Genomic DNA, 24639 nt, shown 5'->3' with positions numbered 1-24639 from the left:
AGGCATGGATACCTGGCCCGTTGTTTTGCGGGAATAATTCCAGACGAAGGAGGAATAAGATTATGGAACAAACATTCATGAAAGAGAAGAAGATTCTGCCGCTTGTGCTGTCTATGTCCCTGCCCATGGTCATATCCATGGCGGTCAACTCACTTTACAATATCGTAGACAGTTATTTCGTGGCCAAATTAAGCGAGGACGCCATGACGGCGCTGGCGCTGGTCTACCCCATCCAGAACATGATCAACGCCATCGCCATCGGTTTCTCTATAGGGATCAATGCAAGCGCGGCATATTTCCTTGGAGCAAATGACTCTGTCCGCACGAGCAAGACCGCAACCCAGGGAACCTTCTTAAGCCTCCTTCACGGCGTGGCTCTGACGGTACTGTCCATCGCTGTCATGCCTGCATTCCTTGGTATGTTTTCTTCTGATGACACGGTGATCAAAATGGCGCTTGAGTATTCGAACCGGGCGTTCCTGTTCTCTCCGGTCATCGCCCTGACACTGGTATACGAGAAGCTCTTCCAAGCTGTCGGCAAGATGAAGGTCTCCATGCTCTGTATGATGTGCGGCTTCATCGCCAATATTATCCTGGATCCGCTGATGATCTTCGGGATCGGGTTCTTCCCTGCCATGGGAATCGCCGGAGCCGCCTACGCCACCGGAATCGGCCAGGTATTCTCTCTTGCCGTCTATTATCTGTGCAGCAAGATCAGCCCCATTCCCATTAAGATCGAACGGAAATACTGGAAACCCGAGAAAAATATAACGGCAAGATTATATTCCGTCGGCATCTCGGCAACCCTGACTCTGGCGCTCCCGTCTCTGCTGATCTCTGTATTGAACGGCATCCTTGCAGGCTTCTCAGAGACATATGTACTTGTACTGGGCGTCTATTATAAGCTTCAGACCTTCATCTACCTGACGGCAAACGGAATCATCCAGGGAATCCGGCCATTGATGGGGTACAACTACGGCGCGGGTGAAAAAGAGCGTGTCCAGAAGATCTTCCGGACCTCTCTTGCCCTTACCATGGGGGTCATGGTAATCGGAACTTTCTTGTCCTGGCTGTTCCCGGCAAGCTTATTCGGCATGTTCACCTCCAACCCGCAGACCATTAAGATCGGCGTCACTGCCCTTCATATCATCAGTCTCGGATTCGTGGTATCCGCAGTCTCTATTACCTGCTGCGGAGCCTTGGAAGGTCTGGGCAAGGGCACGCCGTCTCTGTGTATCTCCCTGCTTCGGTATGCAGTCGTCATCATACCGGCGGCATATATATTGAGTAAGTTCATCGGCGCAGACGGAGTGTGGTACGCCTTCTGCTTCACGGAATTCGTTACGGCAGGGCTTGCATATATCATTTACAAAAAAGCTCTTGAAAAAAATATAATTTTATAGTAATATCGCAATTAGCATATATACAGCGGGAATCAGGTGCGAATCCTGAGCGATGGGGTCACTGTGAGGACTATGTCCGTAGCCAGAATACCTGTATATGTGTAGAATGGGGCTTCCGTCCAAAGCGAAACATTCTATCCTCTATTGCACTATTATTGGAAGAAGTTTGAGTCCCCTTTTACCATAACGCTATGTTTTTGACATAGCAAAAAAACACACAGCATACAAAAAGGAGGCACAAAAATGGAAAACAACACACAAAAACACTCAGCCAAAAAAACTCTCTTACTGATCGCAGCATTGGTGATCGCAGCAGCAGCCATGTTCTGCATTTACAAGGTATTTATCCCTAAGGGGCAGACCGGCGCCAAAGAGATCACCGTAACCGTCGTACATGCGGATCAGTCTTCAAAAGATTTCGTCTATCAGACCGACGAGGCTTACCTCGGCGCAGTCATAGAAGCAGAAGGCCTTGTAGAAGGAACCGACGGAGATTACGGTTTGTTTATCACTTCCGTTGACGGCGAAACGGCAGACGACTCGAAGGAACAGTGGTGGTGCATTACCAAAGGCGGCGAATCCGTCAACACCTCTGCCGACCAGACTCCTATCGAGAACGGCGATCAGTTTGAGCTGACTATGATGGAAGGTTATTAAAACAGGTAATGGAGAACAACAAGGAACTTGTGAGCATGGGATTTCTCAGCGCTATCCTGCTTATCGGACAGGTTGGGATGTCCTACCTTCCTAATATAGAGATCGTATCCCTCTTAATCTACATATATACCCAGGTCTACCGTAAGAAAGTCTTCTTCATTATCTATGTGTTCGTATTCCTGGAGGGCTGTATCTACGGCTTCGGTCTCTGGTGGTTCGGATATCTGTATATCTGGAGCGTTCTGGCGCTGATCGTTCTCCGGAGCGGCAGACAGCAGACTTCCGTAATTATGACTGCTGTGATTCTCGGCGCATATGGGCTTTCTTTTGGAATGCTATATGCCCTGCCTTATTTTATTGCCGGAGGCTGGGCGACCGGGTTCTCCTACTGGGTATCTGGAATTCCTTTTGATCTGCTCCATTGTGCGGGAAATGTTGCCGTATCCCTGATATGTTACCGGCCGCTTCGGACGCTTCTTGGGAAGCTTAAGAGATGATAATTGCCAAGGAGGCTGTTACATTGACACTATCTGAATTATGCACTTACATTACCAGATATGAGAGAGCGCCGCTGCCTCCCGACCATAAGCTGGGGCCGCGTCTTGTCTGCCCGGAATATTCAAAGTCTGACTGGGAGGTCAAGACTTACCCGCTGCCTCTTAAGGAGCGGATCTTTGCACTGTGCTGGGACATAGACGCTTCCCTTCCGGCGCAGACCTTACACGCTACCCTCCATCCGGCGCCGGAGCCTTTCTGTTACCGGCTTAATTTTCATTCCGGTGAACGGACGCAGCTTCACACGCATGATTACATCGAACTCGCCTATGTGGTTGAGGGTGAATTCCGCCAGAGGATCTTAAGCCATGACATCACATTTTCCAAGGGCGATCTGTGCCTGATCGACAAGAACTGCCTGCATCAGGACTACCTGTTAGACCAGCCCGCCGTCATCTTATTCCTTGGAATTGCCAACGACATGTTCACCGAGATCATGGATGAAAATGTCGCCACACAGAAGATCATCTATTTCCTGCAGTCCGCGCTGCTCAAACAGAAGGATCTGCAGCAATATCTGCATTTCCGCCCAGGCTCCGATCCCGGTGCGGCAGCCGAATTAGAGAGCTGTCTCTGCCTCCTGCTGAATGAACTGCATGATAACAAGATCGGCTCGCACTATATCTGCAAGGGCCTGCTGCTGCGCATTTTTCGCATCATCAGCACCCGCTATGACTTTTCGCTGTCCAAAGAACAGCGAAAAACCATGAACTGGATCGTATTTGAAGAGATATCGGATTACATCAAGCGCCATTTTGCCACAGTCACCATCCAGGAGTTAGTCCGGGAATTTCACTTCCAGGAAGACTACTTTAACCGGCTCATCAAGAGCAAGACCGGTCTTACTTACTCTGCTTATGTACAGCAGATCCGCCTTGAGCGTGCGGCGCATATGCTGATTTCTACCGATAAGAGCGTAGATGAGATCACAGAATCGGTCGGCTACCGCAACAAAGGATATTTCTATAAGATATTCCAGGAAAAATACGGCGCCACACCCTCCAGATACCGGAAACAGATCACTCACTGAACCGGATCCGCTCTATCAGCGAATTCTTCCTCACCGACCGGGATATCCCTGCCGCCAGCGCAATCTGAAGCGCCAGTAATACAATGGATACCACAACTGCCGCCGCTGCCGGGTAGTGATAGGCCGATATATTAAACATTCCGTGCTTTTTCGCATACAGGAATACCGGGTATCCGGCAAGGCTTCCAAGCCCTACCGAGATTGCCAGTGTACCGGCCGTATAGAACAGGCCTTCTAACTGCAGCATCTTCATAAGCTGTGAATCCGACATCCCGATCGCCTGCATCATTCCCAGTTCTTTCCTGCGCACGTGGACACTGTTGATCATAGTATTGATCAGGTTCATCACACTGATCGCCGCCAGGATTCCAAGGAACGCATAACTCGCTCCTCTCGTCGTTGCCAAAGCCGTCCGCCACTGTTCATACTCAGCCTTCCAGGTCCGCATAGACATCCTTCCAGACGCATTTATGATGTCTTGAAGCTTCTTCTCAAGCGTCTGGTCATAGTCCTTGTCTGCAATTACATGGAAGTACCTGGAGGAATTATATTCACTCAGCCGGTCCACGGCCTCCTTCGCCATGATCAGATAGTCAAAATTAGTCAGACCGTTCCTGTAATCCCCGATCGCTGCAATCTCAACTTCCTTATTAAATGTCCGGCCGCCGTCCTGAATCCTCAGGTTCAGCTTATCTCCCACCTTAAGTTCAGGGTGCCAGTACTTAATCGCTTCGTCGATGAGCACCTTATCTCCTGTCTTCAATTCCTCATAAGTCACCTTTCCTTCTGTGACGCCTTTTTCCAGCTCTTTTGCATATTCCTGCGGGATTCCGTTAAGCGAATTCCCCTCTTCCTCTGAAAATACATCTCCGTCTACCCTGAGAGAGGAAAATACATCTACCCTCTCCACACCGGGAAGCGCTTCGATCTGCTGCCTCAGCGTATCATTCAGCGGATTATCCTTCTGGATCTCAGACCATTTCCGCTCCGGATGTTCCTTATTATATTCTTCTATGTCAGGCAGGATCTCATACTGCCCCACAAGAGAGTTATCGGCGCTCTCCCGGGGATCGGCGCAGGACAGAACGGTGGCAACCACCATCAGGAATACCCCTGTAGCCGCCATGGAGACGATCGTGACCGCACTTTTCTTCTTATTCTCTGTAAGGTTCCTCAGAGTCAGGCGCCCGATCGACAGGAACTCATAACCTTTCCGTCTGCTCCTTCGATTCTTCCCGGCAGTCTGCATGCGCATCGCCTCCACCTCAGAGACCTTTGCCGCCATATGCATCGGCCTGGCAAGGGAAAAATACACCGTACACACCGTTACCGCAGCCGCAAGCAGATAGATCCACCAACAGCACAGATTCACTTCACCGTCCGCCAAGACCTCCCTTGCCGTCTCTGCAAACGCTTCCATCGCTTCAGAATCAGTAAACTTAAGGAGCCATTCTATCACTTCCCGGGATACAAATGTACCGATCAGAAGACCTGCCGGAACAGCAAAAGCAGCAATGCATAATCCTTCCCGGAGCACGATCTGCCGTATCTGGCGCTTTGTAGCGCCGATCGCTTTCATCCTGCCGAATTCCCGGATTCTCTGGTTCATAGACACATAGTAGATACTGTATATCGTGATCGCTCCCGCCAGCATGACGATCAGCATGATCAGAACGATCGCCGGAACCATGACCGGGTCTACATAATTTGCCATCAGATAATCTGTGTTAATGTTAATTTCACTTTCCGGGATTCCAAACTGTTCTGCCGCATTCTTGATCCTGTCTTCAATCTCATCTGTCGTAGGCTTATCCTCATCTCCGATCTGAAGAAGAAAACGGTAGGCGATCTCGTCTTTTGGAATCTCATTTTTCAGAAATGCTTCCGATACCAGAGCCGTATAGATCCTTTTCTCATAATTATCCTCACTGTCTTCGAAGAATCCGCAGATCCGAAATTCCTTCTGCTGTGTAAGATCGAGCTCTCCGCCTCGGAAGATCTGATAAGGCACGGTGACCGTATCGCCGATATCCCCTTGCTGGCCAAGCTCCTTAAGAATCCCCGGGGATACCACGATCTCATCCTCCCGCCTGGGAATCGTTCCTTCTGCCGGCGCCATCTTATATAATTCCATCCCCGCTTCATCCACATACATCATAACGACCGATGCCTTATCAAGATTCATGTAGCCTGCGTCGCTTCGGAGGCCGAACTTGGATATATCATGATGCACTGCCAATTTACGGGCCGTCTCCTCATCCACATTCCGGTAAAGAGCATGCCATGACGGATAGAGTCTGTCTGTTACGGCAAACTGAATTTCCAGCATTCCCCGTCCCACCGCGGGAACTATGAACAGCAGCATGGTCGTCAGGATGATCGTGATTCCTATCAGTATATTCCTGTTCTTATAATATTTCATATTGTCAAATGCGACTCTCGTTGTCATCTTCATCAGTCACTCACCACCTTACCGTCTGCGATCTCAATCACCCGGTCCGCCATCTGGGCGATCATCTCATCATGCGTGATCATGATCAATGTCTGCCCGAAGTCCGTCACACAGCTCTTCATCAGGCTCATCACTTCCAGCTCTGTCTGGGAATCCAGATTCCCTGTAGGCTCATCTGCCAGGATGATAGCCGGACGGGTCACAAGCGCCCTGGCAATCGCGGTCCTCTGCTTCTGCCCTCCCGACAGCGCATTAGGCATAGTCTCTTCCTTATCCGTAAGGCCGATCTTCTCCAGCACCTCCTGTACGTCCTCCCTCTTCACCTTCCGGTTATCCAGTCCCAGCGGGAGCACGATATTCTCCCATACATTTAACGACGGGATCAGATTATAATCCTGGAAGATGAACCCGATCTTCTTCCTGCGGAATGCCGCCAGCCTGTCGTCCTTAAGCGCGAAGATATCCTTGCCCTCTATCCATACTTTCCCCTCATCCGGCCGGTCAAGCCCTCCGATCAGATGCAGGAGCGTGGACTTGCCGGAGCCCGACCGCCCCACGATCGCCGTGAACTTCCCTCTCTCTATCTCTAAGCTCGTATGGTCTACTGCCCGTACCTGGTTCTCTCCTGTGCCGTAATATTTCACCAGATCATCCACTGCCAATATCTTACCGTTGTCCATCTTCATATAGTTACCTCCGTTTCATGTGCCGCTTATTAAAAGTTCTATCAAGTATAACTATAATCTCCTATCCTTACATATCCCTTACACCGACTATAACAATTTTGTAAGAATCCCCATACAAAAGCTTTACGCTGAAATCGTCAATTGATATAATAAAGTAACGGGTAAACAACACTGATAGAAAGCAGGTGACAATATGGGACTGACGAATAGGCAATTTCAGGGCTTTGTCAGGCTTACTCTTGCACAGATCGAAAGAGCTTTGAATGAATCGCCTGACAACAAGGAATTGCAGGAATTAAAAGATATTTTTCAATCAATGTTAGAAGACGGTAACTAGGTGAAAGAGGATATTGCCCTGCAAGCGATATCCTCTTTGGTTATGATGGCAGCGTAACCCTGAACACCGTTCCGCCTCCTGTCTTCTGCTTCGCAGATATGGTTCCTCCCTGGCGTTCTAATATCATCCTCGCAAGATACAACCCTACTCCCGCACCCTCTTTCTCCATCTTCGCCGCATCATCTCCCCGGTAGAATCTCTGGTAGATCTTCGGCAATTCTTCCCGCCGTATCCCGATCCCTTCATCCACCACCTCTATCAGGACATTTCTAATCAGAGGCCTCACACGCACCGTAACGGTTGTAAGTTCTCTGGAATATTTCACTGCATTGTCAAGAATATTAACGAACGCTTCTTCTGTCCATTTTGTATCATGGCAGATCACATGGTCTTCCTCCATATCCGCCTGTATCTCAATATTCTTATTCTTTGCTTTCATGTAGACCTGGCTGACCGCCTCTGTAAGCGTCTTCTTAAGACTTGCCGGTACTGGTCTTAACTGAATCATGTGCGCCTCAAGCCTGGACAGATTGACCATCTCCCTGAGAAGTGTCTCCAGCTTCTCGATCTCTCTTCCTTCCTGCTCCAGAAATTCTTCCTGTTCCTTTGCCGCAAGCTGATCGCCTGACACGATCTCATAACACATCCGAAGAGACGCAAGCGGCGTCTTAAGCTGGTGGGAAATGTCCGTAATCAGGCTCTTCGTATTCTTCTCTTCCTCCTCAAGCTTGTCCTTAAGCCCTTCAAAATATACCCCCAGCTCCCGCAAGGATTCCCACACCTTCATCCATTCTTCCGAATACTCCGAAGGCTCCTCTTCATAATCCGGGATCTCACCGAATCTGCCTTCCCTGAACTGCCACAGGCACTCATACAATTCCTGGAGGTGATCCTTGGCGGCCACACTCTTCTTCCGCTCCAGATATCCTGCCGAGGCGATCAGCAGAATACCGGTAAGCATGCCCGCTCCCCAGAATATCCATAATCCTCCCGCGGATCTCGTGTATTTCAGATCATACCCGTATTTATCTTCTATCTTCCCTATTGCGCGGCTGATCTCTTTTCTGTCCAATGTTCCTTCCGGCGCGGCTTCGCCGAAGGGGATCCGAAATCCATGCTTCTCCCATGCGGCTATGATCTCTGTCTCCAATTCCGGATGCTCCGTCATCAAAGTGATCATCCTTCTCCTCTCTTCGGTGATCTCATACCTGGCCAACAGCAGCATGAAGAACGAAAACACTGCAGCAAAGCTCAGACAGATGACAAGATACTTTTTTACCTTCTTATTACTTTTCCGCTCCATATATATCCCAGCCCTCTCACATTCGAGATCTCATCCGTTCCAAGCTTAGCCTTAAGCCTGCTGATATTGACCGTCACCGTATTATCATCCACGAACTGCCCGTCCACATCCCAGATATGTTCCAGGATATTCTCCTTGGATACGATCCGCCCGGCATTCTCCCAGAGATACACTAGAAGCTGCAGCTCCTTCTTACTGAGCGCAACCTCACGGCCGTCCTTATATACCTTCATCTCCCGGCAGTTCACTTCTATATCTTTGCAGGCCATGACTCCCTTCTCTTCCTTCGCACTGCCGATACGCCTCATCAGTGCGTTTACCTTGGAGACCAGCACCATAAGGGAAAATGGCTTGGTGATATAATCGTCGGCTCCCGCCTCGTAGCCATTTACCATATCGATCTCCGAATCAAGCGCCGTCAGATAGATAAAATAGGCGTCGCTGATCTCGCGGATCCTCCTGCCAAGGTCAAGGCCGCTTCCGTCTGGAAGGGTAATGTCGCAGATGATGAGCGAATATCTGGATTCCTCCAGACAGCTCTCTGCTTCCGCCAGCGTAAACGCAGAGGTAACGCTGTATCCCGCTTTCTGTAATGTGAATGTGATTCCCCGATTCAGACTTTTGTCATCTTCCAGTAGTAATATGTCCTGCATGGTGTTTCCTTTCCCGTCTCTGATAAAAGTGCAGCTTTATCAAACCACAGCCTCGATCAATACTTTATCGCCCAGCGATATCTGTTTCACCCCGATCTGCTTCTTTTTATTAAAATTAAAGCTTACCATATATCCATGTTTCAAATGATAGGCATCCAGATAATCCGCAAGCTGTTCTTCGCCTCTCTGGTTATATTCAGTTCCCCGCCATATCGCTTCTCAGCCCATTATACACCCCATCGCCCATTTTGATAACAAAAACTCATAAATTAAAAGAAATCCCCCGACCGTGCCGCAGTACAGTCAGGGGATCATATTATTATCTACTCATATTTGGAAAATATCCTGCTAAACAGGAAGCTCTGTGTATACGCCGCCGCCGCGAACCCCGCGAAGAACCACCAGATCGTCCCGATCACAAAGGTCCGGGAAGTAAACAGCGTTATCACTGCAAGCCCGATGCTGATCACCAGCATCATAACCGTGGACGGCAGATGTGCGGCGCTTAAGAACAGCGCATTCTTGACGGAATGAAATACCGTATTCTCGAACCTCGCGATATACGGGAAGAGATACAGGAAGGTTAACATCCATACTCCAAAGATCATAGCCAGAAGCAGACGTACCACAGTATATAACGTGCCGCCGAACGCACCGGCCAGCCGGAAATCCAGGAATATAAGCGCTCCCGCCGCCGCCATGATCAGCCAGCAGATGGTTGCGGGCTTCCTGTTGCGCCAAAAAGCTCTTATATACTCCCTCAATACAGACGGATCCTCGCCTCTTGCCAGCTTCATCGCCACCGTATACAGCGCAGAGAGCGCCATTCCGACGGTGACCACAGGCAGCGCCGTCACTACGAAGATCAGATTCAGGATGATGATATCCCCGATCCTTCCTAAGAACCTCATCACAGGACTGTCAATTACAAAGAAATTCATTCCATCACACTTCTTTCTCTATTACTTCCCAAGCCGGATCACATTCCAGGACGCCTTGTTAAGCATGCTTGTCATGATACCGCCGTCCATGGAAGAACGTTTTACATTCTTCGGAACTACCCTCTGTTCACCGGCACAGTTCACAAGTTTAAGATCCGACTCTTCCATCACGATGTGCTCCAACACCTTATATCCTTCCATCCCGCGCATATCCGTCGTCAACTGGATATCCTCGTCCAGTGTACGGTTTACCGCGAAGATGGTCAGTTCTTCCTTCTCCTCGTTATATACGGCAACGCTCTCCACATCCGTAACACTCTCATGCTTCGCAGTGTCATGCTTCGGCGTTGACACCATCGGCTGCAGCGCTACGCCTCTGCCGTACTTCGACGCGTGCATGAACGGATAGAAGATGGTCTGCTTCCACGCAGCGCCGCCGCCCGCGTCCGTCATGATCGGCGCGATCACATTCACAAGCTGCGCCAGACAGGCGATCTTCACTCTGTCCGCGTGCTTAAGAAGCGTGATCAGCATCAAGCCCACCAGCAGCGCATCCTCGAATGTATAGATATCCTCCAGCATCGGTGGCGCCACCTGCCACGGATGATTCTCCGTGATATCGTCATCCGCCGCATTGGAATGGAACCATACATTCCACTCGTCAAAGCTGATGTTGATATTCTTGCGCCCGCGCTTCTTCGCCTTCACATAGTCACAGGTCGCGATCACCGTGCGGATGAATTCATCCATATCGTCGGACTGCGCCAGGAAGTCCAGGCTGTCATTGTCCCTGTTGCCGTAATACTGATGCATGGACACGTAGTCCACATGATCATAGGTACACTCAAGGGTCGTTGACTCCCATTTCGGGAAGGTCGGCATATCAAGGGCTGAACTTCCGCAGGATACCAGTTCTATAGACGGATCTATAAGCTTCATGGCCTTTGCCGTCTCTTCCGCCAGGCGCCCATACTCCTCCATGGTCTTATGGCCAAGCTGCCACGGGCCGTCCATCTCATTGCCCAGGCACCACACCTTAACCTTGTGCGGATCCTTCACGCCGTGGGCGATACGCATATCGCTGTACTTCGTCCCGCCCGGGTGGTTGCAGTATTCCAGGAGGTTGCATGCATCAGCGATCCCCCTCGTTCCCAGATTGACCGCCATCATCATCTCCGAATTAACCTTATCCGTCCATTTTGAAAATTCATTCAGACCGACTTCGTTCTTCTCGAGACTCCGCCATGCCAGTTCCAGTCGCTTCGGGCGCTCAGATACCGGGCCTACGCTGTCCTCCCAGAAGAAATTCGACACAAAGTTCCCGCCCGGATACCGGACGATCGGTACATCCAGTTCCTTCACCAGCTCTATCACGTCCTTGCGGAATCCATCCTCATCAGAGAGTGGATTCCCCGGCTGGTACAGCCCGTCGTATACGGCGCGTCCCAGATGCTCGATGAACGAGCCGTAGATCCTCTCATCCACCCGTGAGATCTGGAAATCCTTGTCAATTACCATTTTCGCTGTCTTACTCATGCATTACCTCCTCATTGCATACTTCTTGTAAAATGCTGATTCGCTGCTTATAATATACCACAGTCCGTTATTCTTTTACAGCCCCGGCCGTCATACCTTCGATAAAATACTGCTGGAAACATACGAACAGGATGAAGATCGGGATGATTGAGAAGAACGATCCCACTACAAGAAGGCTGTAGTTGTCCCCATAAGGATTGATCAGCGTATTAAGGCCCAGTGTTAATGTATATTTATTCGAAGAACGGATTACCAACAACGGCCACAGATAGTTATTCCATGCGTTCATACCGTTCAGGATCGCCATCGCCGCGAACGCCGGCTTCATGATCGGGATGATCAGGCGGAAGAAGATCCCGTACTCCGTCGCACCGTCGATACGCCCCGCCTCAAGCAGAGACTTCGGAAGCCCCAGCAAATACTGACGGAAGAAGAAGATCGTCGACGCGTGGGCCACGAACGGCAGCACGATAGCCACATAGCTGTCCATCATTCCCCAGGTTGTCATCTGCTTATACAATGGAAGCATCACTACCTCCAGAGGAATGGACAGGATCAGAAGCACTACGATGAACAACGCGCTCTTCCCCTTGAAATCATACGCCGCGAAGCCATATCCGACGAATGCGCTGACAAGCAGCGTCGCCACCACGGTAATCACCGTCAGGATGATACTGTTGGTAAACCATCTCCAGTATTCATGCTGCCCTGTAAAGAGCAGCGAATAATTGTCAAGACTCATCCGTCCCCAGTCGATCCCCAGGTTCAGACCGTACTGCAGAAGGTCGCCGCCCGGCTTGAAGCTTGCAAGGAAGATGGTATATATCGGTATGATGATCAAGATTGCCAGGATTGTAAAGAATACGATCAGCATGATCGTGGCAAGTGTATTTTTATTCTTCTGACTCTTCATACTATCTCTCCTCCTTGTCAAATGTTCCGGTCGCCTTAAGCTGTACCAGGTTGACAGCCATGACGATGATAAGAAGGATCAGGCCTACGGCACAGGCATAACCCATCGCACGCTTCTCGATTCCCTGCCGGTACAGATATCCTACGATGGTAAGTCCGATATTCTGCGGAGAGTTATTTCCTTTCCATAACATGTAACTCTCAGTGAACATGGACAGACCTGCATAGATACTGATGGTCAGCACGTATACCGTCGTCGGCTTCACCAGCGGGAAGGAGATCTTGACAAACTGCTGCCATTTGCTCGCTCCGTCGATAGACGCCGCCTCATAGATATCCGTGGAAATGCTCTGCAAGCCCGCCAGGAAGTACAGGATATTGACACCTGTCCAGCGCCAGCACGCCAGAAGCAGCAGCGCAAAATAACTGGTCCACTCGCCCTTGAGCCATTTGATCGGTGACATTCCGAATGCCGCGATCACCTGGTTCGCCAGAGATGTATTCATCTCGCCGAACATCAGACGGAAGATCGTGCCTGCAACAACGACTGACGTCAGCGCCGGAATAAAATAGATGGATTTGAAAAATCCGGGCTTCTTCATCAGCTTACTGTTCAAAAGTGTTGCAAACAGCATCGGAAACGGAATCAGCAGTACCAGCGTACCTACCATATATTTCGCGCTGTTATATACCGCCTTTAAAAATATCTTATCTGATAATAATCTCTGATAATTCCCCAGTCCAACCCACTCGTCTTTTAATACATCCTGGAAACTCAGCAATACGCCGTTACCGATCGGAAACAGCCAGAATATCACTACCGTCAAGGCAAATGGAAGGACGAATACATAAGGGGCTAACTTCTGTGAATAGAATAGTTTCTTCATACTCTCACATCTCTTTCCTGAAACACACCGCCATTTCCCATATAACCGGAAAACGGCTCATAAAACGGGGCTGCGCGTCATGCACACAGCCCCCGGTTGCAGCTTACTCGCCAAATTCGTTCTTCAAGGTCTCCTGTGACTCCTCAAGTGCTTCCTTGACATCCATGCCGTTCTCATAGATGTTGTTCAGCGTCACATTACAAAACTCGTTATTGATAGACGGGAACTTCTCGCTCGTAAGTGACTCAAGCGCCATGATACCGTCCTGGATCTCTAACAATGCGTCAAACGGATAGGTATTGAAGTATTTTACAAACTGGTTATCCGGATTCTGAGTCAGTTCTGTGTCTGTCCATACTGCCGTGTTAACCGGGTCAAATCCTAATACGTTCCATACTTCCTTATTTGCTTCCTCAGACAGCTTGATGTATGCGAATACCTCTGCTGCAAGGTCTGCGTTCTCACTGTCAGCAACTACGGCTGTACCGGTACCGCCGCCGCCGATGGACTTCACTTCGTCGCCTTCATTCCATACTGGCGTCGGAGCGATCGCAACATTACCGGACAGGTCTGACATATAGTTTACACATCTGGATGTCTGCCAGAAAGGCATGATCTGTACTGCGTAATCTCCGTTGTTGTAGGACGGATATGCTTCTTCATTATCCGGCTGTCCTCCAGGTACAGTCTCGAACGCGCCTGTCTCCTGCATTCCCTTGATGTACTCAAGAACCTCTACCATCGTGTCATTGGTGATGTCAACATTGCCGTCAGCATCCAGATAATCTCCGCCCTTCTGTCTTAACATCAGGTTGATCATCCACTGTGCGGTCGTCTCTACACATGCGAAGTATTTGCCGGTCTTCTCATGATACTTCACGCCTGCTTCCTTGAAGTCGTCCCAGGTCTTGATAGCAGTGTAATCTACATCACCGGCCTCCAGAGCCTCTGTGTTGTAGAATGCAACCATCGCGCCTACATGTGTCGGGAATCCATAATAAGCGCCGTCTTTGCCGTAGATCTCCAATCTGGATTCGATGATGTTCTCCAAGTACGGCTCAATCTCCGGTGTCAGATCTCTAAGACCGATCTCGCCTGTCATAAATGCCGGGAACTTACCAAGCTCGATATCTACAACGTCCGGTGCGCCTTCTCCTGACTCGAGTGCAAGCGACAGCTTGTTGTGCATATCGTCGTATGCCATATTGCTAAGCACCAGCTTCACCTTCTTGTCTGGATGCTCTTCGTTCCACTTCTCGGCCATGTCCGTGTAGAACTGCTGATGAAGCTCGATGAACGTCCACACTTCGATCTCCGTAGCGTCGCCTTCTACCTCCATCTCGTTCTTTCCTGCGGAGCCTGAGCCTGATGAATCGTCAGAACCGCCTCCCTCGCTTCCGGCACTACAGCCAAGCAGCATAGACGCTGTCATGGCAACACACAATAGTGCAGCAACTAACTTCTTTTTCATGTTGTGTCCTCCTTTTTTCTTTCTTTTTATTTCTTTCAGGGATATGTCCCTGCAAGATTCTTATAACAGTTCCTTTATCCATACCAGCATCTCGCCCGGCTCCCGGTTATTCCAGCAATGGTACGGCACGGCTCTAAGCTTTGTATCCTCGAAGCGGTTCGCTCTCCCGGCATACAGCGCCCCGTCCTGCCACTCGTCCTCTGTCAGGCGTTTCCCTCTGAGCGAAATGGTTTTGATGCCTCCAAGCAGGTCTTCCTCGTAGCTTTCTTCCGGCTTCTGTCTGGTATCTATGAATATCGCGGGCAGGTTCCCGCCGTTATCCGTCTCCTCTAAGCAGTACACCAGAGGTCCCTTCACCAGAGCCGTCTTGCCGGCATCCTCCCTGACCTTCGGATTCGCTCTCACGAACTGCGGCAATACCTGGAAACCAATCGCAACCGCCGTCTCCTTCTCCTGGATTCCTTCTATATAGAGATACCCTTTCTCTATCCGGATCCCGTCTGCCGCCAGACGGGTCTGCCCTTCTAAGGCTTCTGCCGCCGCTTCGCCGTCCCGCCGTATGGTATAGGTCTTCGCGTAATCCGGTATCCGAAGCGCCAGACTATAGCCCTGCTCCCCGCCGTCTCTGACAGCCCTTATCTCAATATGCCCTGAATTCGTCAGGTCACTCTCCATCTCGATTCTTACCCTGCCTCCCGCCAGCTCCGACTCGGCCCGGTTGGATATATATAGATTCACGTACAGGGTGTCCCCGTCGGTGAAGTATATGTACTGCCCCATGGACGCCAGCGTCCTCGCGATATTCGGCGGGCAGCACGCCACCCCAAACCAGGTCTGTCTTACCGGCTTCACATGCTCCTTGGACGTCCGCTCCATACAGTTATCCGGCCATACCTCCAACGGATTCACATAGAAGAAGCTCTTCCCGTCCTGGGCGATCCCGGACAGCACCGTATTGTACAGCGCCCTCTCCGCCGTATCCATATAAGAAGCATCCCTGGTAAGCTGCGCCATCCGCCTGCCGAACAGAGCCAGTCCGATGGATGCGCATGTCTCCGAATAGTTACAGTTGTTGGGAAGGTCATAATCCGTTGTGAATCTCTCCAATATCCCGGAGGAACCGATACTTCCCGTGATATACATCCGGCGCCTTACCATATCCTCCCATAGATTCCTGCACGCCTGCATCAACCCTTCATCCTGATACAGCCCTGCAAGGTCTGCCATCGCACAATACATATATACCGCACGTACTGCATGGCCCTCCGCGGTCCGCTGCTCCCTCACCGGGAGATGGGACTGGGAATACTTCGTATCATACCCCGCGAATTCCGGGAAGATCTGTCTGTATCCGTCTTCCTTCTCTTCTGCCAGGAAATAATTCTCTCCAACTCCCCGCTGATCGATAAAATACTTCGCAAGCCTCCGGTAATCCTCCCTGCCCGTCACGCGGTACAGGCGGATCAGCGCCAATTCTATCTCCTGATGCCCCGGATACCCGTGGCATTTCCCTTCTTCCGGACCGAATACCCGGCAGATCAGGTCTGCAAAACGTTCCACAATATGGAGGAATGTCTTCTTGCCCGTCGCCTCATAATAAGCAACCGCCGCTTCTATCATATGGCCCGCCGTATACAGCTCATGGCCCTCCTTCAGATTCGTCCAGCGCAGATTTGGCGCCTTGATTGTAAAGTATGTATTCAGATAACCGTCCTCACACTGCGCCCTTCCGATCAGATCGATCGTCTCATCCGCAAGACGCTCCAAATCCTTATCCGGCGAAATCTCCAATGCATACGCTACGGCCTCCAGCCACTTCGCCGCGTCCGTGTCCTGGAATACCGCCCCTTCAAAATCCCCGTCGGCTTCCCCTGCCGCAATCCGGAAATTCTGAATACAATGACTCTTCTCCACCCCGTCGATCCGGTCATTCAGGATATCCCACTGGTACGGGATCAGTACATCCTTCACCAGATGGATGTAACGGTCCCAGAACTTATCCTGGATCTGGATCTGCCTTAACGGAACTGTCTCCAGAGGGGTTGCTTCTAATCTCTTCTCTGTCATGATCTTACTACTCTAACCTCGTTAATTAATCGTTTAACCTTTTACACGCTCTTTTTCTAGAAATAAATGTTTTTCCTTTCTATTCGGATCTTTCAGGAATCTGTCACTCCTTGTTTTTCCAAATTTTATACCTTTATTTTCTTGTTACTATTGTTATAACACTTTACCTGCACAATTGCAAGTACAAATTAAACGTTTAATATTATACATTATGCACAAAAGGAACGTAAAATAAGCGTTTCAGACCCTTAAATTGGTTCTAAAACGCTTATTTTTTTTATCTTTATTCGATTTTCCCCTGTTTTTTCTTGAGATTTCCCTATAATTTCCGTCAAATTGATGAATCGTTTTACTCCAGCTTCTCCACCGACTTGCGGATCAGAGGATAACAATTCACACGGTGGACCGGCGATATCTCCTTACACTCTCCCAGCATCTCAAGGATCACTTCGCTTGCCACATACCCTATATCATGCAGCGGCAGCATGATCGTAGACAACGGCGGCTTATAATAGCCCGACAACTCCCTGTTATCATAGCCTGCCACCGAGATGTCCGCCCCCACCTTAAGCTTCCGCTCCTCCAGCCGGTCATAGACGCCGCCCGCCATCAGATCGTTCATACAGAAGATCGCCGTTACGCCCCGGTCAAGCAGCCTGTCCGTATAGCGGTATCCGCTGCCTCTGTTCCAATCCCCGGTACAGACCAGGGAAGGGTCATAGAGGATCCCGCTCTCATACAACGCCCGCTGATATCCCACAAGCCTCTCCTGCGCATGGGGGCTGTCACTCTTGCCGGTTATCACGCCGATCCTCCTATGCCCCCGGTCAATGATGTGCTTCACGATCTGAAACGCGCCGTCCTCATCATTCACTACAATAGACGGTATCTTGTCACTCTCCGTATAGCCGTACGCCATCACCGACGGGATCGGAAGATCCTCCGGTATACACCGGATCGTCCTCTCATGGGCCGCCACATAGATGATCCCCTCCACCTGCTTGGCGATCAGTTTCCAGATCTCATCCCGCACCATACCGTAGAAATCATCCCTATGGTAATAGGTATCGTCGTACTTCTTGAATAACCGCAGATTGATCAGGAGGATCTGATAATTCTTCTCCTCGCAATGCTCTGTGATCCCGTCTACGATATCCGGAATACTGAATATGGTCATATCCTCCACGATGACCCCAATACTTCGTGAATTCTTCGTCTTCAGATTCCTCGCCACCGTATTCGGCGTATAATTCATCTCTTTGATCTTCTCCATCACCATCTTGCGCGTCTCGTCGCTCGCCCCCGGCTTGTGGTTCAATATATTCGACACCGTAGCCACCGAGACATTGCAAGCCCTGGCAATTTCCTTAATAGTAGCCATAAAAACCTCCCTCACCCACTTATAATATATCTTAAATATTCCATTCCCACTTGTCAATATTCGAATTCTGTGTTAGCATAATAGTGCTCTTTATTTTCTGGATAAATGTCAAAGGAATGATTATGAAATCAAAAAAAATGACCAAGCTTCCTGCAGCAGACTTCTTAGTCCGGCAGGAAACTGCATATATCCGGTCCCACACCGTTACGTGGGAATCCCCCTCAGATAACCAATATTATCTCGAATATAGCTACGATCGTTCCGTTTGGTTTGCACTGAACGGCGGAAATGCGATCCCGCTTCCGCAAGACGTATTGGAAGTGACACCTGCGCTTCAGGCGCACGACTCTTCCGGCTGCAAGCTCTCTCTTGCTGCTCTCGAGACGCTGCAGGCAAGATACGGCGCGCCGGAACCAGTATACTTATCAGAAGCAGAGGAAGTAACCCTCCCGTCTCCTGACGCCGAACCGCCGTCTAAGATCACCGTCTCCTATACCAACGGGATGCGCGAGGAACGAACCGTGATCTGGGACGGTCTGACCGGTACGATACAGGAGCCGCGATACGCAGCCCCTCTAATCAGCCACCGCGCCGACCCATATATTTACAGGCACACAGATGGGAAATATTACTTTATGGCGTCCCATACGGACGCAGGGCACAACCTTGACGGCAGATACCAATACTTGTACCTGATCCTGCGGTGCGCAGATACGCTTGAAGACCTGACGGACAATTCCGGCAGATACACGGAGAAGATCATCTACGCGCATGAACCGATCAACGGCGGCGCCATGAGCCCGCACCTGTGGGCGCCGGAGCTTCATTATATCCATGGCGGATGGTTCGTCTACTATACCGCCACGATCTCTGATCAGTCCTCCTGGCGCATCCGCCCTCACTGCCTTGCCTGTACAGGCAGCGATCCCATGCGGGATCCCTGGATTGAAAAAGGGCCGATACGGACCACCGTGGAAGGCGATATCGCATTTACTGATTTTTCGCTGGACCACACTTATTTCAGCCATAACGGCAGAGATTATCTCCTGTGGGCGCAGAAGACCAACAATATCTCGGATATCCTGATCGCCGAGCTTGCAGATCCATGGACGATCTGTACCCCGGCCGTGTGCCTGACCCATCCGGAATACAACTGGGAGCTGCATGGCTTCCCTGTCAATGAAGGACCTGCCGTCATCCGTCATGAAGGACGGATCTTCATGACCTTCTCTGCCAGCGGAACGGACGCTCTGTATTGCGTCGGACTCCTGTATGCAGATGAGAACGCGGACCTTCTTAAGGCCGCATCATGGAAGAAATGCCCGCATCCGGTATTCCAGAGCAGTTCTGTCACCGGATACTACGGTCTTGGACATAACAGCTTTACCAGATCCACCGACGACAGCGAAGATCTGATCATCTACCATGGACGCCAGGAAGCACGGTATCTTGGCGAAGGAGACTACCAGCCCCTTTATGACGCCGGGCGCAATGCTTATGTGGGGAAGGTTTTCTGGGGAAGCGACGGGATGCCCTCCTTCTCTGTACCGGGGGCGCCGATCGCCGCGCGCAGGGCCGACCTGACCGTCACCGCCAAAGTAAAAACCATTTAAAACACAGCAAATTCGGGACTCTCCTTTCTCCGTCCAGACATCCGTCTGTACAGGAAAAGAGAATCCCGAACCTTATTCTCGCATCTTCTTCAGTTCTATAATCCTCTGATTGCTGCTTCCGCGAAATACCAGCGTTACATCCTTGAGCTCCTCCACAAACTCTCCGTCCACCAGTACATCGATAAGAGAAAGCATCTCATCCGTCACCTTCGTGTGCACCTTACCTCCTTCGGCAAGGTCTTCATCATAGAGGTATCCGCTGTAACACCAGATATCCTTCTTCGGATACATCTTCCGGACCCTTCTTAAAAGTTCCACAAGCACACCCTGATTCTCCGGCTCAAAAGGCTCCCCGCCAAGCAGGGTGAACCCTTGGATATACTCCGGCTCAAGCAGCCGTAAGATCTCTGCTTCCGTCTCCTCCGTGTAAGGCTTTCCATATTGGAAATCCCACGTCTCTGGGTTAAAGCACCCCTTACAGTGATGCCTGCATCCCGATACAAACAGACTGACCCGGACTCCCGGGCCGTCTGCGATATCACATTCTTTTATATTCCCATAATGCATATTCTCACCTTTTCCTCAGCGCCGCTCTACAGATGCAGCACCCTGTCCTTGATCTCCTGGGTGCGCCCCTGATTCCAGAACTGTGTGCCGATATATCCGCACGTCCTGCGTGCCACGAACATCTTATCCTGATCCATGTTCTTACAGTTCGGGCATTCCCACTGGAGCTTCCCTGTCTCATCCTCCTTGATCAGGATCTCTCCGTCATACCCGCAGCATTCACAGTAATCGCTCTTGGTATTCAGCTCCGCATACATGATATTGTCATAGATGAACTTCATCACAGACAACACCGCCGGGATATTATTCTGCATGTTCGGCACTTCGATATAGCTGATGGCGCCGCCCGGAGACAACTTCTGGAAATCCGCCTCGAACTTCAGCTTCTTGAAAGCGTCGATCTCCTCGGATACATGCACATGATAACTGTTGGTAATATAATTCTTATCCGTCACACCCTCGATAATACCGAAACGCTTCTGAAGGCACTTGGCAAACTTGTAGGTCGTGGATTCCATCGGCGTGCCGTATACGGAATAACTGATATTCTCAGCCTCCCTCCACTCCTTACACTTATCATTCAGCCTCTGCATTACTGCAAGGGCAAACGGCCTTGCTTCCGCATCGGTATGGGTCTTCCCAAGCATCCTCATACACATCTCATAGAGTCCGGCATATCCAAGAGAGATCGTGGAGTAACCGTTATACAGAAGCTTGTCGATCACTTCACCCTTCTTAAGGCGTGCCAGCGCGCCGTACTGCCACAGGATCGGCGCCACATCCGATACCGTCCCAAGAAGGCGCTCATGCCTGCAGCGAAGCCCTCTGTGGCACAGCTCCAGACGCTCATCCAAGATCTCCCAGAACTTATCCATATCGCCCTCGGAAGAGCATGCCACATCTACCAGATTGATGGTCACCACGCCCTGGTTGAACCTTCCGTAGAACTTATGGCGCCCGTCTTCATTCATCTGGGTATCCTCAACAGTCAGGAAAGATCTGCATCCCATACAAGGATATACCTCTCCCTTCTTAAGCTCCTTCATGATCTTGGCGGAAATATAATCCGGCACCATACGCTTCGCCGTACATTCCGCCGCAAGCTTGGTCAGATGCCAATACTTCGTACCCTCCGTCACATTATCTTCATCCAGCACATAGATCAGCTTCGGGAACGCCGGTGTGATCCACACACCCTTCTCGTTCTTCACTCCCTGCATACGCTGGATCAATACTTCCTCTATGATCAGGGCAAGGTCTTCTCTCAGCTGCCCGTCCGCAACTTCGTCCAGATACATGAATATCGTCACAAACGGCGCCTGTCCGTTACAGGTCATCAGCGTGATCAACTGGTACTGGATCGTCTGGATCCCGCTCTTAACCTCTTCCCTGAGCCTTCTCTCCGTCACTCTGTCGACGATCGCGTCCTCCAGGCTCTCACCGCATTCCCTGCGCTCCTCGACAACGCTTCTGCGCAGCTTCTTCCTGCTGATATCTACAAACGGCGCCAGGTGTGCCAAAGTAAAAGACTGTCCGCCGTACTGGTTGCTCGCAACCTGAGCGACGATCTGCGTCGTCACATTACACGCCGTAAAAAAGCTGTGAGGCTTCTCAATCAGGGTCTCGCTGATCACCGTCCCGTTCTGCAGCATATCCTCCAGATTGATCAGGTCGCAGTTATGCTCCTTCTGGGCAAAATAATCAGAATCGTGGAAATGGATTATCCCTTCTTCGTGTGCATTCACGATCTCCGCCGGGAGCAGCACTCGCTTCGACAAGTCCTTGCTGACCTCTCCTGCCATATAGTCCCTCTGCGTGGAGTTGATCACCGGATTCTTATTAGAATTCTCCTGGGTAACTTCTTCATTGATATTCTCGATCAGAGAGAGGATCCCGTTATCCGTCGTATTGGACTTACGCTTCAGTTCCCTCCGGTAGCGGTAGCGCACATACTTCTGTGCTACCTCATAGCCTCTCATCTCCATGATCCCGCGCTCAACCATATCCTGGATATCTTCTACATTCACCGCATGGGGAAGTTCTCCCACCTGAGCCGCTATATTATCTGCAACCGCGACGATCTGATATTCGTTCATCTGATGGATCCTGTCCACCTCTTCATTCGCCGCCTTAACAGCATTCACAATCTTAGAAAGGTCAAAGACCACTTCCTCCCCATTCCGCTTGATCACATTCGTCTTCACATCCATATTCATCGTATTCCCTCTCTTTCACCTACAAAATATTGATACTCCCACGTGATTTTGCACAATATGTAGCGTCACGTACTATCATACACTAATCCATCCAGAAAGTGAAGAGAAAGTTAGAAAAAAAAATTACCAAATATCCCCCTATTTTTTGCCCTTATTTTCTCCATTTACGACACCCTCCAATTTCCCCATACCCTTGAAAGGTATAATCTATACAAGCCCCATATGCACGAATGCCTTCCACAGTCCATCTTCCATGATCGGCGCCGTCACGAAGTCTGCGATCTCCTTCACCCACTCCGTCCCGTTGCCCATAGCCACACCTGTCCCGGCATACCGGATCATCTCGATATCATTATCACTGTCCCCGACCGCGACCGTATCCTCCCTGCCGCATTCCTTCGCCTTCAGGATCTGCCGCATTCCTTCCGCCTTGGTGCTGTAATTCGGTGTGATCTCACCCGCCCAGATTCCGGGAACAGAGATCCTAAGATCCGTAATGTGGAAAGAATATCCCCACTTGGACAGCACCGTCCGGCTGGTATCGTCCTTGCCGAACACCACCAGCTTCTCAACCTCCGGCACATCCAGAAGTGATTCCACCCATACCGGAACCTGCGGTTCACTGCACATGCTCTTCCCCCGGAATACTTCGTCAAGAATCCTCTGATACTCCGCCCGGCTCTCTCTGAGCACATAGCTCTCCTTGCTGTTCCCCATCTCTACCACACAGCGCTGCTCCAGAAGATCCTTCATAAGCTCAATATAAGCAAGCTGCGTAAAGTATCTGCGCGCGATCTTCTCCCCCTTATACTCAACATATCCTCCCGAGCTGGCGATCACGCCGTCAAACCCGATATCCAGAACTTCCTTCTCAATGCGAAAATATTCCCGTCCCGTATTAATCAATACTTCATGCCCATTCTGCCGGGCCTTGCGGATCGCCTCTGCCGCTGTCGCAGGAACCGTACCGTCAAAATTTCTAATCGTACCGTCAATATCCAGAAATATTATTTTTCCCATGATCCATTACCTCTCTTAGCCCCATCTGTGTTGTCCTTATACTATGTTATCACATTCTCTATCATATGGATAATATTTTTTCATATTTCTGTCTATTTTTTAATACAATTTCAAGATACCCTGCATCCTTTCTATACAAATGTCACAACGAGAAAGCAGTAACCTGTCCCACACAGATTACTGCTTTCTCTCATCCTCCGATAACTGTCCGTCTTCCGGTACCGGCTCATTTTCCTTCTCCAATTTCAAGATATCATTCACATCACATTCCAGGAAATCACAAATCTTCTCCAGTGTATGCAGATCTACGCGGGACACCTTGTTCTTACAGTACCTATTCAGTTGTGTACGCTGTAATTTACACATATAACATAGCTGAGTCTTACTGATTCCCTTTTCAGCCAAAATGCGCTCGATTTCAATTACAATCTTACTCATACTTCAACCTCTTGCATGTTTTTTATAAGTATACCCACATTTTCATTGAAAAAATAGATGTATTAAATTACACTGTAATAAATTACACTGTTTCTTTTAGGAACAGCAACGGAAATACGCACCATTATTGAAAGGAGAAATTCAAAAATATGAAAAATACAAAAAAAGTAAAGAAACTTCTCATGCTTCTGGGGCTGTTCCTGCTGCTGGCTTTCTGCCTGGAACAACGCCGCCCCTATGAAATCCTCTACTCTACGGTCATGACCTCGCCGAATCTTACAGAGAACCAGATCACCCTGGTCGTACACAGTCTCCTCCCCATTGACAGGGAACGGCTTGCCAGAGAAATCGTAGCAGACCATCAGCGGCTGAACGGCGGGCACCCGAATCCGCATTATGAACTGGAGCTCTACCGCACAGGGATCCATTACAGGCTGGGAATCGTATTCGACACCCTCTTCTGTAACGGAGACGGCCAGATCATGCCGGAGGAAGAGCTGTTCTAATATGAACT

Annotated in this window: 22 protein-coding genes and 1 pseudogene; 7 read left to right on the top strand and 16 right to left on the bottom strand. The window is 50.1% G+C overall.

Annotated features, from left to right (window positions below):
* The first annotated feature begins 62 nt into the window (after positions 1 to 62).
* The 4 genes from VSQ62_RS01935 to VSQ62_RS01920 all read left to right on the top strand — a co-directional run bounded on the left by VSQ62_RS01935 (position 63) and on the right by VSQ62_RS01920 (position 3645).
* Positions 63 to 1403: an MATE family efflux transporter gene (locus VSQ62_RS01935; protein WP_334632889.1), complete on the top strand. Its 1341-nt coding sequence runs from the start codon at positions 63 to 65 to the stop codon at positions 1401 to 1403.
* A 243-nt stretch (positions 1404 to 1646) separates the two neighbouring features.
* The gene (locus VSQ62_RS01930; protein ID WP_334632888.1) at positions 1647 to 2060 is read left to right on the top strand and encodes a DUF4430 domain-containing protein; all 414 of its coding nucleotides are present in this window, start codon (positions 1647 to 1649) and stop codon (positions 2058 to 2060) included.
* A gap of 35 nt (positions 2061 to 2095) precedes the next feature.
* Entirely contained in the window at positions 2096 to 2557 is a 462-nt protein-coding gene (locus tag VSQ62_RS01925; protein WP_334632887.1) for a hypothetical protein, read from the top strand.
* A complete protein-coding gene (locus VSQ62_RS01920) occupies positions 2554 to 3645 on the top strand; it encodes a helix-turn-helix domain-containing protein (protein ID WP_334632886.1) in 1092 nt (363 codons plus the stop codon). The genes VSQ62_RS01925 and VSQ62_RS01920 overlap by 4 nt, the downstream gene beginning before the upstream one ends.
* On the opposite strand, the gene VSQ62_RS01915 is transcribed toward VSQ62_RS01920, so the two are convergent.
* Both VSQ62_RS01915 and VSQ62_RS01910 read right to left on the bottom strand, forming a co-directional pair.
* Positions 3635 to 6100, bottom strand: a complete 2466-nt coding sequence (locus VSQ62_RS01915; RefSeq protein WP_334632885.1) for an ABC transporter permease — start codon at positions 6098 to 6100, stop codon at positions 3635 to 3637. The two genes, VSQ62_RS01920 and VSQ62_RS01915, sit on opposite strands and share 11 nt — an antisense overlap.
* A complete protein-coding gene (locus VSQ62_RS01910; RefSeq protein ID WP_502957801.1) occupies positions 6100 to 6777 on the bottom strand; it encodes an ABC transporter ATP-binding protein in 678 nt (225 codons plus the stop codon). Before VSQ62_RS01910 ends, VSQ62_RS01915 begins: the two co-directional genes overlap by 1 nt.
* Positions 6778 to 6976: 199 nt before the next feature.
* Here VSQ62_RS01910 and VSQ62_RS01905 point away from each other — a divergent pair, with 199 nt between their 5' ends.
* Complete coding sequence (locus tag VSQ62_RS01905) at positions 6977 to 7120, top strand: hypothetical protein (RefSeq protein ID WP_334632883.1); 144 nt, start codon at positions 6977 to 6979, stop codon at positions 7118 to 7120.
* 40 nt (positions 7121 to 7160) lie between these two features.
* Here VSQ62_RS01905 and VSQ62_RS01900 read toward each other — a convergent pair whose 3' ends face one another.
* From VSQ62_RS01900 to VSQ62_RS01855, 10 genes and pseudogenes are all read right to left on the bottom strand, one after another.
* On the bottom strand, positions 7161 to 8423 hold the full coding sequence (locus VSQ62_RS01900; protein ID WP_334632882.1) for a sensor histidine kinase: 1263 nt from the start codon (positions 8421 to 8423) through the stop codon (positions 7161 to 7163).
* Entirely contained in the window at positions 8396 to 9076 is a 681-nt protein-coding gene (locus VSQ62_RS01895) for a response regulator transcription factor (protein ID WP_334632881.1), read from the bottom strand. Before VSQ62_RS01895 ends, VSQ62_RS01900 begins: the two co-directional genes overlap by 28 nt.
* A gap of 39 nt (positions 9077 to 9115) precedes the next feature.
* Positions 9116 to 9289, bottom strand: a pseudogene (locus tag VSQ62_RS01890) (ATP-binding protein); the annotation flags it as partial.
* A gap of 110 nt (positions 9290 to 9399) precedes the next feature.
* Entirely contained in the window at positions 9400 to 10017 is a 618-nt protein-coding gene (locus VSQ62_RS01885; protein WP_334632880.1) for a YesL family protein, read from the bottom strand.
* Between the two features lie 21 nt (positions 10018 to 10038).
* Positions 10039 to 11553, bottom strand: coding sequence for an arabinosylfuranosidase ArfA (gene arfA, locus VSQ62_RS01880; protein WP_334632879.1), 1515 nt, complete (start codon positions 11551 to 11553; stop codon positions 10039 to 10041).
* Positions 11554 to 11620: 67 nt separating this feature from the next.
* Positions 11621 to 12466 (bottom strand): carbohydrate ABC transporter permease, encoded by an 846-nt coding sequence (locus VSQ62_RS01875; protein ID WP_334632878.1) that lies wholly within the window; start codon positions 12464 to 12466, stop codon positions 11621 to 11623.
* Between the two features lies 1 nt (position 12467).
* Entirely contained in the window at positions 12468 to 13352 is an 885-nt protein-coding gene (locus VSQ62_RS01870; protein ID WP_334632877.1) for a carbohydrate ABC transporter permease, read from the bottom strand.
* Positions 13353 to 13455: 103 nt separating this feature from the next.
* Positions 13456 to 14823, bottom strand: coding sequence for an ABC transporter substrate-binding protein (locus tag VSQ62_RS01865; protein ID WP_334632876.1), 1368 nt, complete (start codon positions 14821 to 14823; stop codon positions 13456 to 13458).
* Positions 14824 to 14883: 60 nt separating this feature from the next.
* Positions 14884 to 16890: a glycoside hydrolase family 127 protein gene (locus VSQ62_RS01860; RefSeq protein ID WP_334632875.1), complete on the bottom strand. Its 2007-nt coding sequence runs from the start codon at positions 16888 to 16890 to the stop codon at positions 14884 to 14886.
* A 349-nt stretch (positions 16891 to 17239) separates the two neighbouring features.
* On the bottom strand, positions 17240 to 18271 hold the full coding sequence (locus tag VSQ62_RS01855; protein WP_334632873.1) for a LacI family DNA-binding transcriptional regulator: 1032 nt from the start codon (positions 18269 to 18271) through the stop codon (positions 17240 to 17242).
* Between the two features lie 122 nt (positions 18272 to 18393).
* On the opposite strand from VSQ62_RS01855, the gene VSQ62_RS01850 reads away from it, so the two are divergent.
* Positions 18394 to 19884, top strand: a complete 1491-nt coding sequence (locus VSQ62_RS01850; protein WP_334632872.1) for a family 43 glycosylhydrolase — start codon at positions 18394 to 18396, stop codon at positions 19882 to 19884.
* Between the two features lie 72 nt (positions 19885 to 19956).
* Here VSQ62_RS01850 and nrdG read toward each other — a convergent pair whose 3' ends face one another.
* The 4 genes from nrdG to VSQ62_RS01830 all read right to left on the bottom strand — a co-directional run bounded on the left by nrdG (position 19957) and on the right by VSQ62_RS01830 (position 24125).
* On the bottom strand, positions 19957 to 20451 hold the full coding sequence (gene nrdG, locus VSQ62_RS01845; RefSeq protein WP_334632871.1) for an anaerobic ribonucleoside-triphosphate reductase activating protein: 495 nt from the start codon (positions 20449 to 20451) through the stop codon (positions 19957 to 19959).
* 26 nt (positions 20452 to 20477) lie between these two features.
* Positions 20478 to 22667, bottom strand: a complete 2190-nt coding sequence (nrdD, locus tag VSQ62_RS01840; RefSeq protein ID WP_334632869.1) for an anaerobic ribonucleoside-triphosphate reductase — start codon at positions 22665 to 22667, stop codon at positions 20478 to 20480.
* A 207-nt stretch (positions 22668 to 22874) separates the two neighbouring features.
* A complete protein-coding gene (locus tag VSQ62_RS01835) occupies positions 22875 to 23687 on the bottom strand; it encodes an HAD family hydrolase (RefSeq protein WP_334632868.1) in 813 nt (270 codons plus the stop codon).
* A 177-nt stretch (positions 23688 to 23864) separates the two neighbouring features.
* Positions 23865 to 24125: a helix-turn-helix domain-containing protein gene (locus VSQ62_RS01830; protein ID WP_334632867.1), complete on the bottom strand. Its 261-nt coding sequence runs from the start codon at positions 24123 to 24125 to the stop codon at positions 23865 to 23867.
* Between the two features lie 149 nt (positions 24126 to 24274).
* Here VSQ62_RS01830 and VSQ62_RS01825 point away from each other — a divergent pair, with 149 nt between their 5' ends.
* Positions 24275 to 24631, top strand: coding sequence for a hypothetical protein (locus VSQ62_RS01825; protein WP_334632866.1), 357 nt, complete (start codon positions 24275 to 24277; stop codon positions 24629 to 24631).
* Positions 24632 to 24639: the final 8 nt, after the last annotated feature.

Source organism: Sporofaciens sp. JLR.KK001 (assembly GCF_036941055.1).
Lineage (GTDB): Bacteria > Bacillota > Clostridia > Lachnospirales > Lachnospiraceae > Sporofaciens.
This window is presented reverse-complemented; position numbering and strand designations above follow the sequence as displayed.

Excerpts from the sequence above, each read along its gene's own strand:
- VSQ62_RS01935 (WP_334632889.1), top strand. The coding sequence starts at position 63 with ATGGAACAAACATTCATGAAAGAGAAGAAGATTCTGCCGCTTGTGCTG.
- nrdG (WP_334632871.1), bottom strand. The coding sequence starts at position 20,451 with ATGCATTATGGGAATATAAAAGAATGTGATATCGCAGACGGCCCGGGA.
- VSQ62_RS01855 (WP_334632873.1), bottom strand. The coding sequence starts at position 18,271 with ATGGCTACTATTAAGGAAATTGCCAGGGCTTGCAATGTCTCGGTGGCT.
- VSQ62_RS01910 (WP_502957801.1), bottom strand. The coding sequence starts at position 6,777 with ATGGACAACGGTAAGATATTGGCAGTGGATGATCTGGTGAAATATTAC.
- VSQ62_RS01930 (WP_334632888.1), top strand. The coding sequence starts at position 1,647 with ATGGAAAACAACACACAAAAACACTCAGCCAAAAAAACTCTCTTACTG.
- VSQ62_RS01905 (WP_334632883.1), top strand. The coding sequence starts at position 6,977 with ATGGGACTGACGAATAGGCAATTTCAGGGCTTTGTCAGGCTTACTCTT.
- VSQ62_RS01925 (WP_334632887.1), top strand. The coding sequence starts at position 2,096 with ATGGGATTTCTCAGCGCTATCCTGCTTATCGGACAGGTTGGGATGTCC.
- VSQ62_RS01915 (WP_334632885.1), bottom strand. The coding sequence starts at position 6,100 with ATGAAGATGACAACGAGAGTCGCATTTGACAATATGAAATATTATAAG.
- VSQ62_RS01850 (WP_334632872.1), top strand. The coding sequence starts at position 18,394 with ATGAAATCAAAAAAAATGACCAAGCTTCCTGCAGCAGACTTCTTAGTC.
- VSQ62_RS01870 (WP_334632877.1), bottom strand. The coding sequence starts at position 13,352 with ATGAAGAAACTATTCTATTCACAGAAGTTAGCCCCTTATGTATTCGTC.
- VSQ62_RS01835 (WP_334632868.1), bottom strand. The coding sequence starts at position 23,687 with ATGGGAAAAATAATATTTCTGGATATTGACGGTACGATTAGAAATTTT.
- VSQ62_RS01860 (WP_334632875.1), bottom strand. The coding sequence starts at position 16,890 with ATGACAGAGAAGAGATTAGAAGCAACCCCTCTGGAGACAGTTCCGTTA.
- VSQ62_RS01865 (WP_334632876.1), bottom strand. The coding sequence starts at position 14,823 with ATGAAAAAGAAGTTAGTTGCTGCACTATTGTGTGTTGCCATGACAGCG.
- VSQ62_RS01900 (WP_334632882.1), bottom strand. The coding sequence starts at position 8,423 with ATGGAGCGGAAAAGTAATAAGAAGGTAAAAAAGTATCTTGTCATCTGT.
- VSQ62_RS01885 (WP_334632880.1), bottom strand. The coding sequence starts at position 10,017 with ATGAATTTCTTTGTAATTGACAGTCCTGTGATGAGGTTCTTAGGAAGG.
- nrdD (WP_334632869.1), bottom strand. The coding sequence starts at position 22,667 with ATGAATATGGATGTGAAGACGAATGTGATCAAGCGGAATGGGGAGGAA.
- VSQ62_RS01875 (WP_334632878.1), bottom strand. The coding sequence starts at position 12,466 with ATGAAGAGTCAGAAGAATAAAAATACACTTGCCACGATCATGCTGATC.
- VSQ62_RS01920 (WP_334632886.1), top strand. The coding sequence starts at position 2,554 with ATGATAATTGCCAAGGAGGCTGTTACATTGACACTATCTGAATTATGC.
- arfA (WP_334632879.1), bottom strand. The coding sequence starts at position 11,553 with ATGAGTAAGACAGCGAAAATGGTAATTGACAAGGATTTCCAGATCTCA.
- VSQ62_RS01895 (WP_334632881.1), bottom strand. The coding sequence starts at position 9,076 with ATGCAGGACATATTACTACTGGAAGATGACAAAAGTCTGAATCGGGGA.
- VSQ62_RS01825 (WP_334632866.1), top strand. The coding sequence starts at position 24,275 with ATGAAAAATACAAAAAAAGTAAAGAAACTTCTCATGCTTCTGGGGCTG.
- VSQ62_RS01830 (WP_334632867.1), bottom strand. The coding sequence starts at position 24,125 with ATGAGTAAGATTGTAATTGAAATCGAGCGCATTTTGGCTGAAAAGGGA.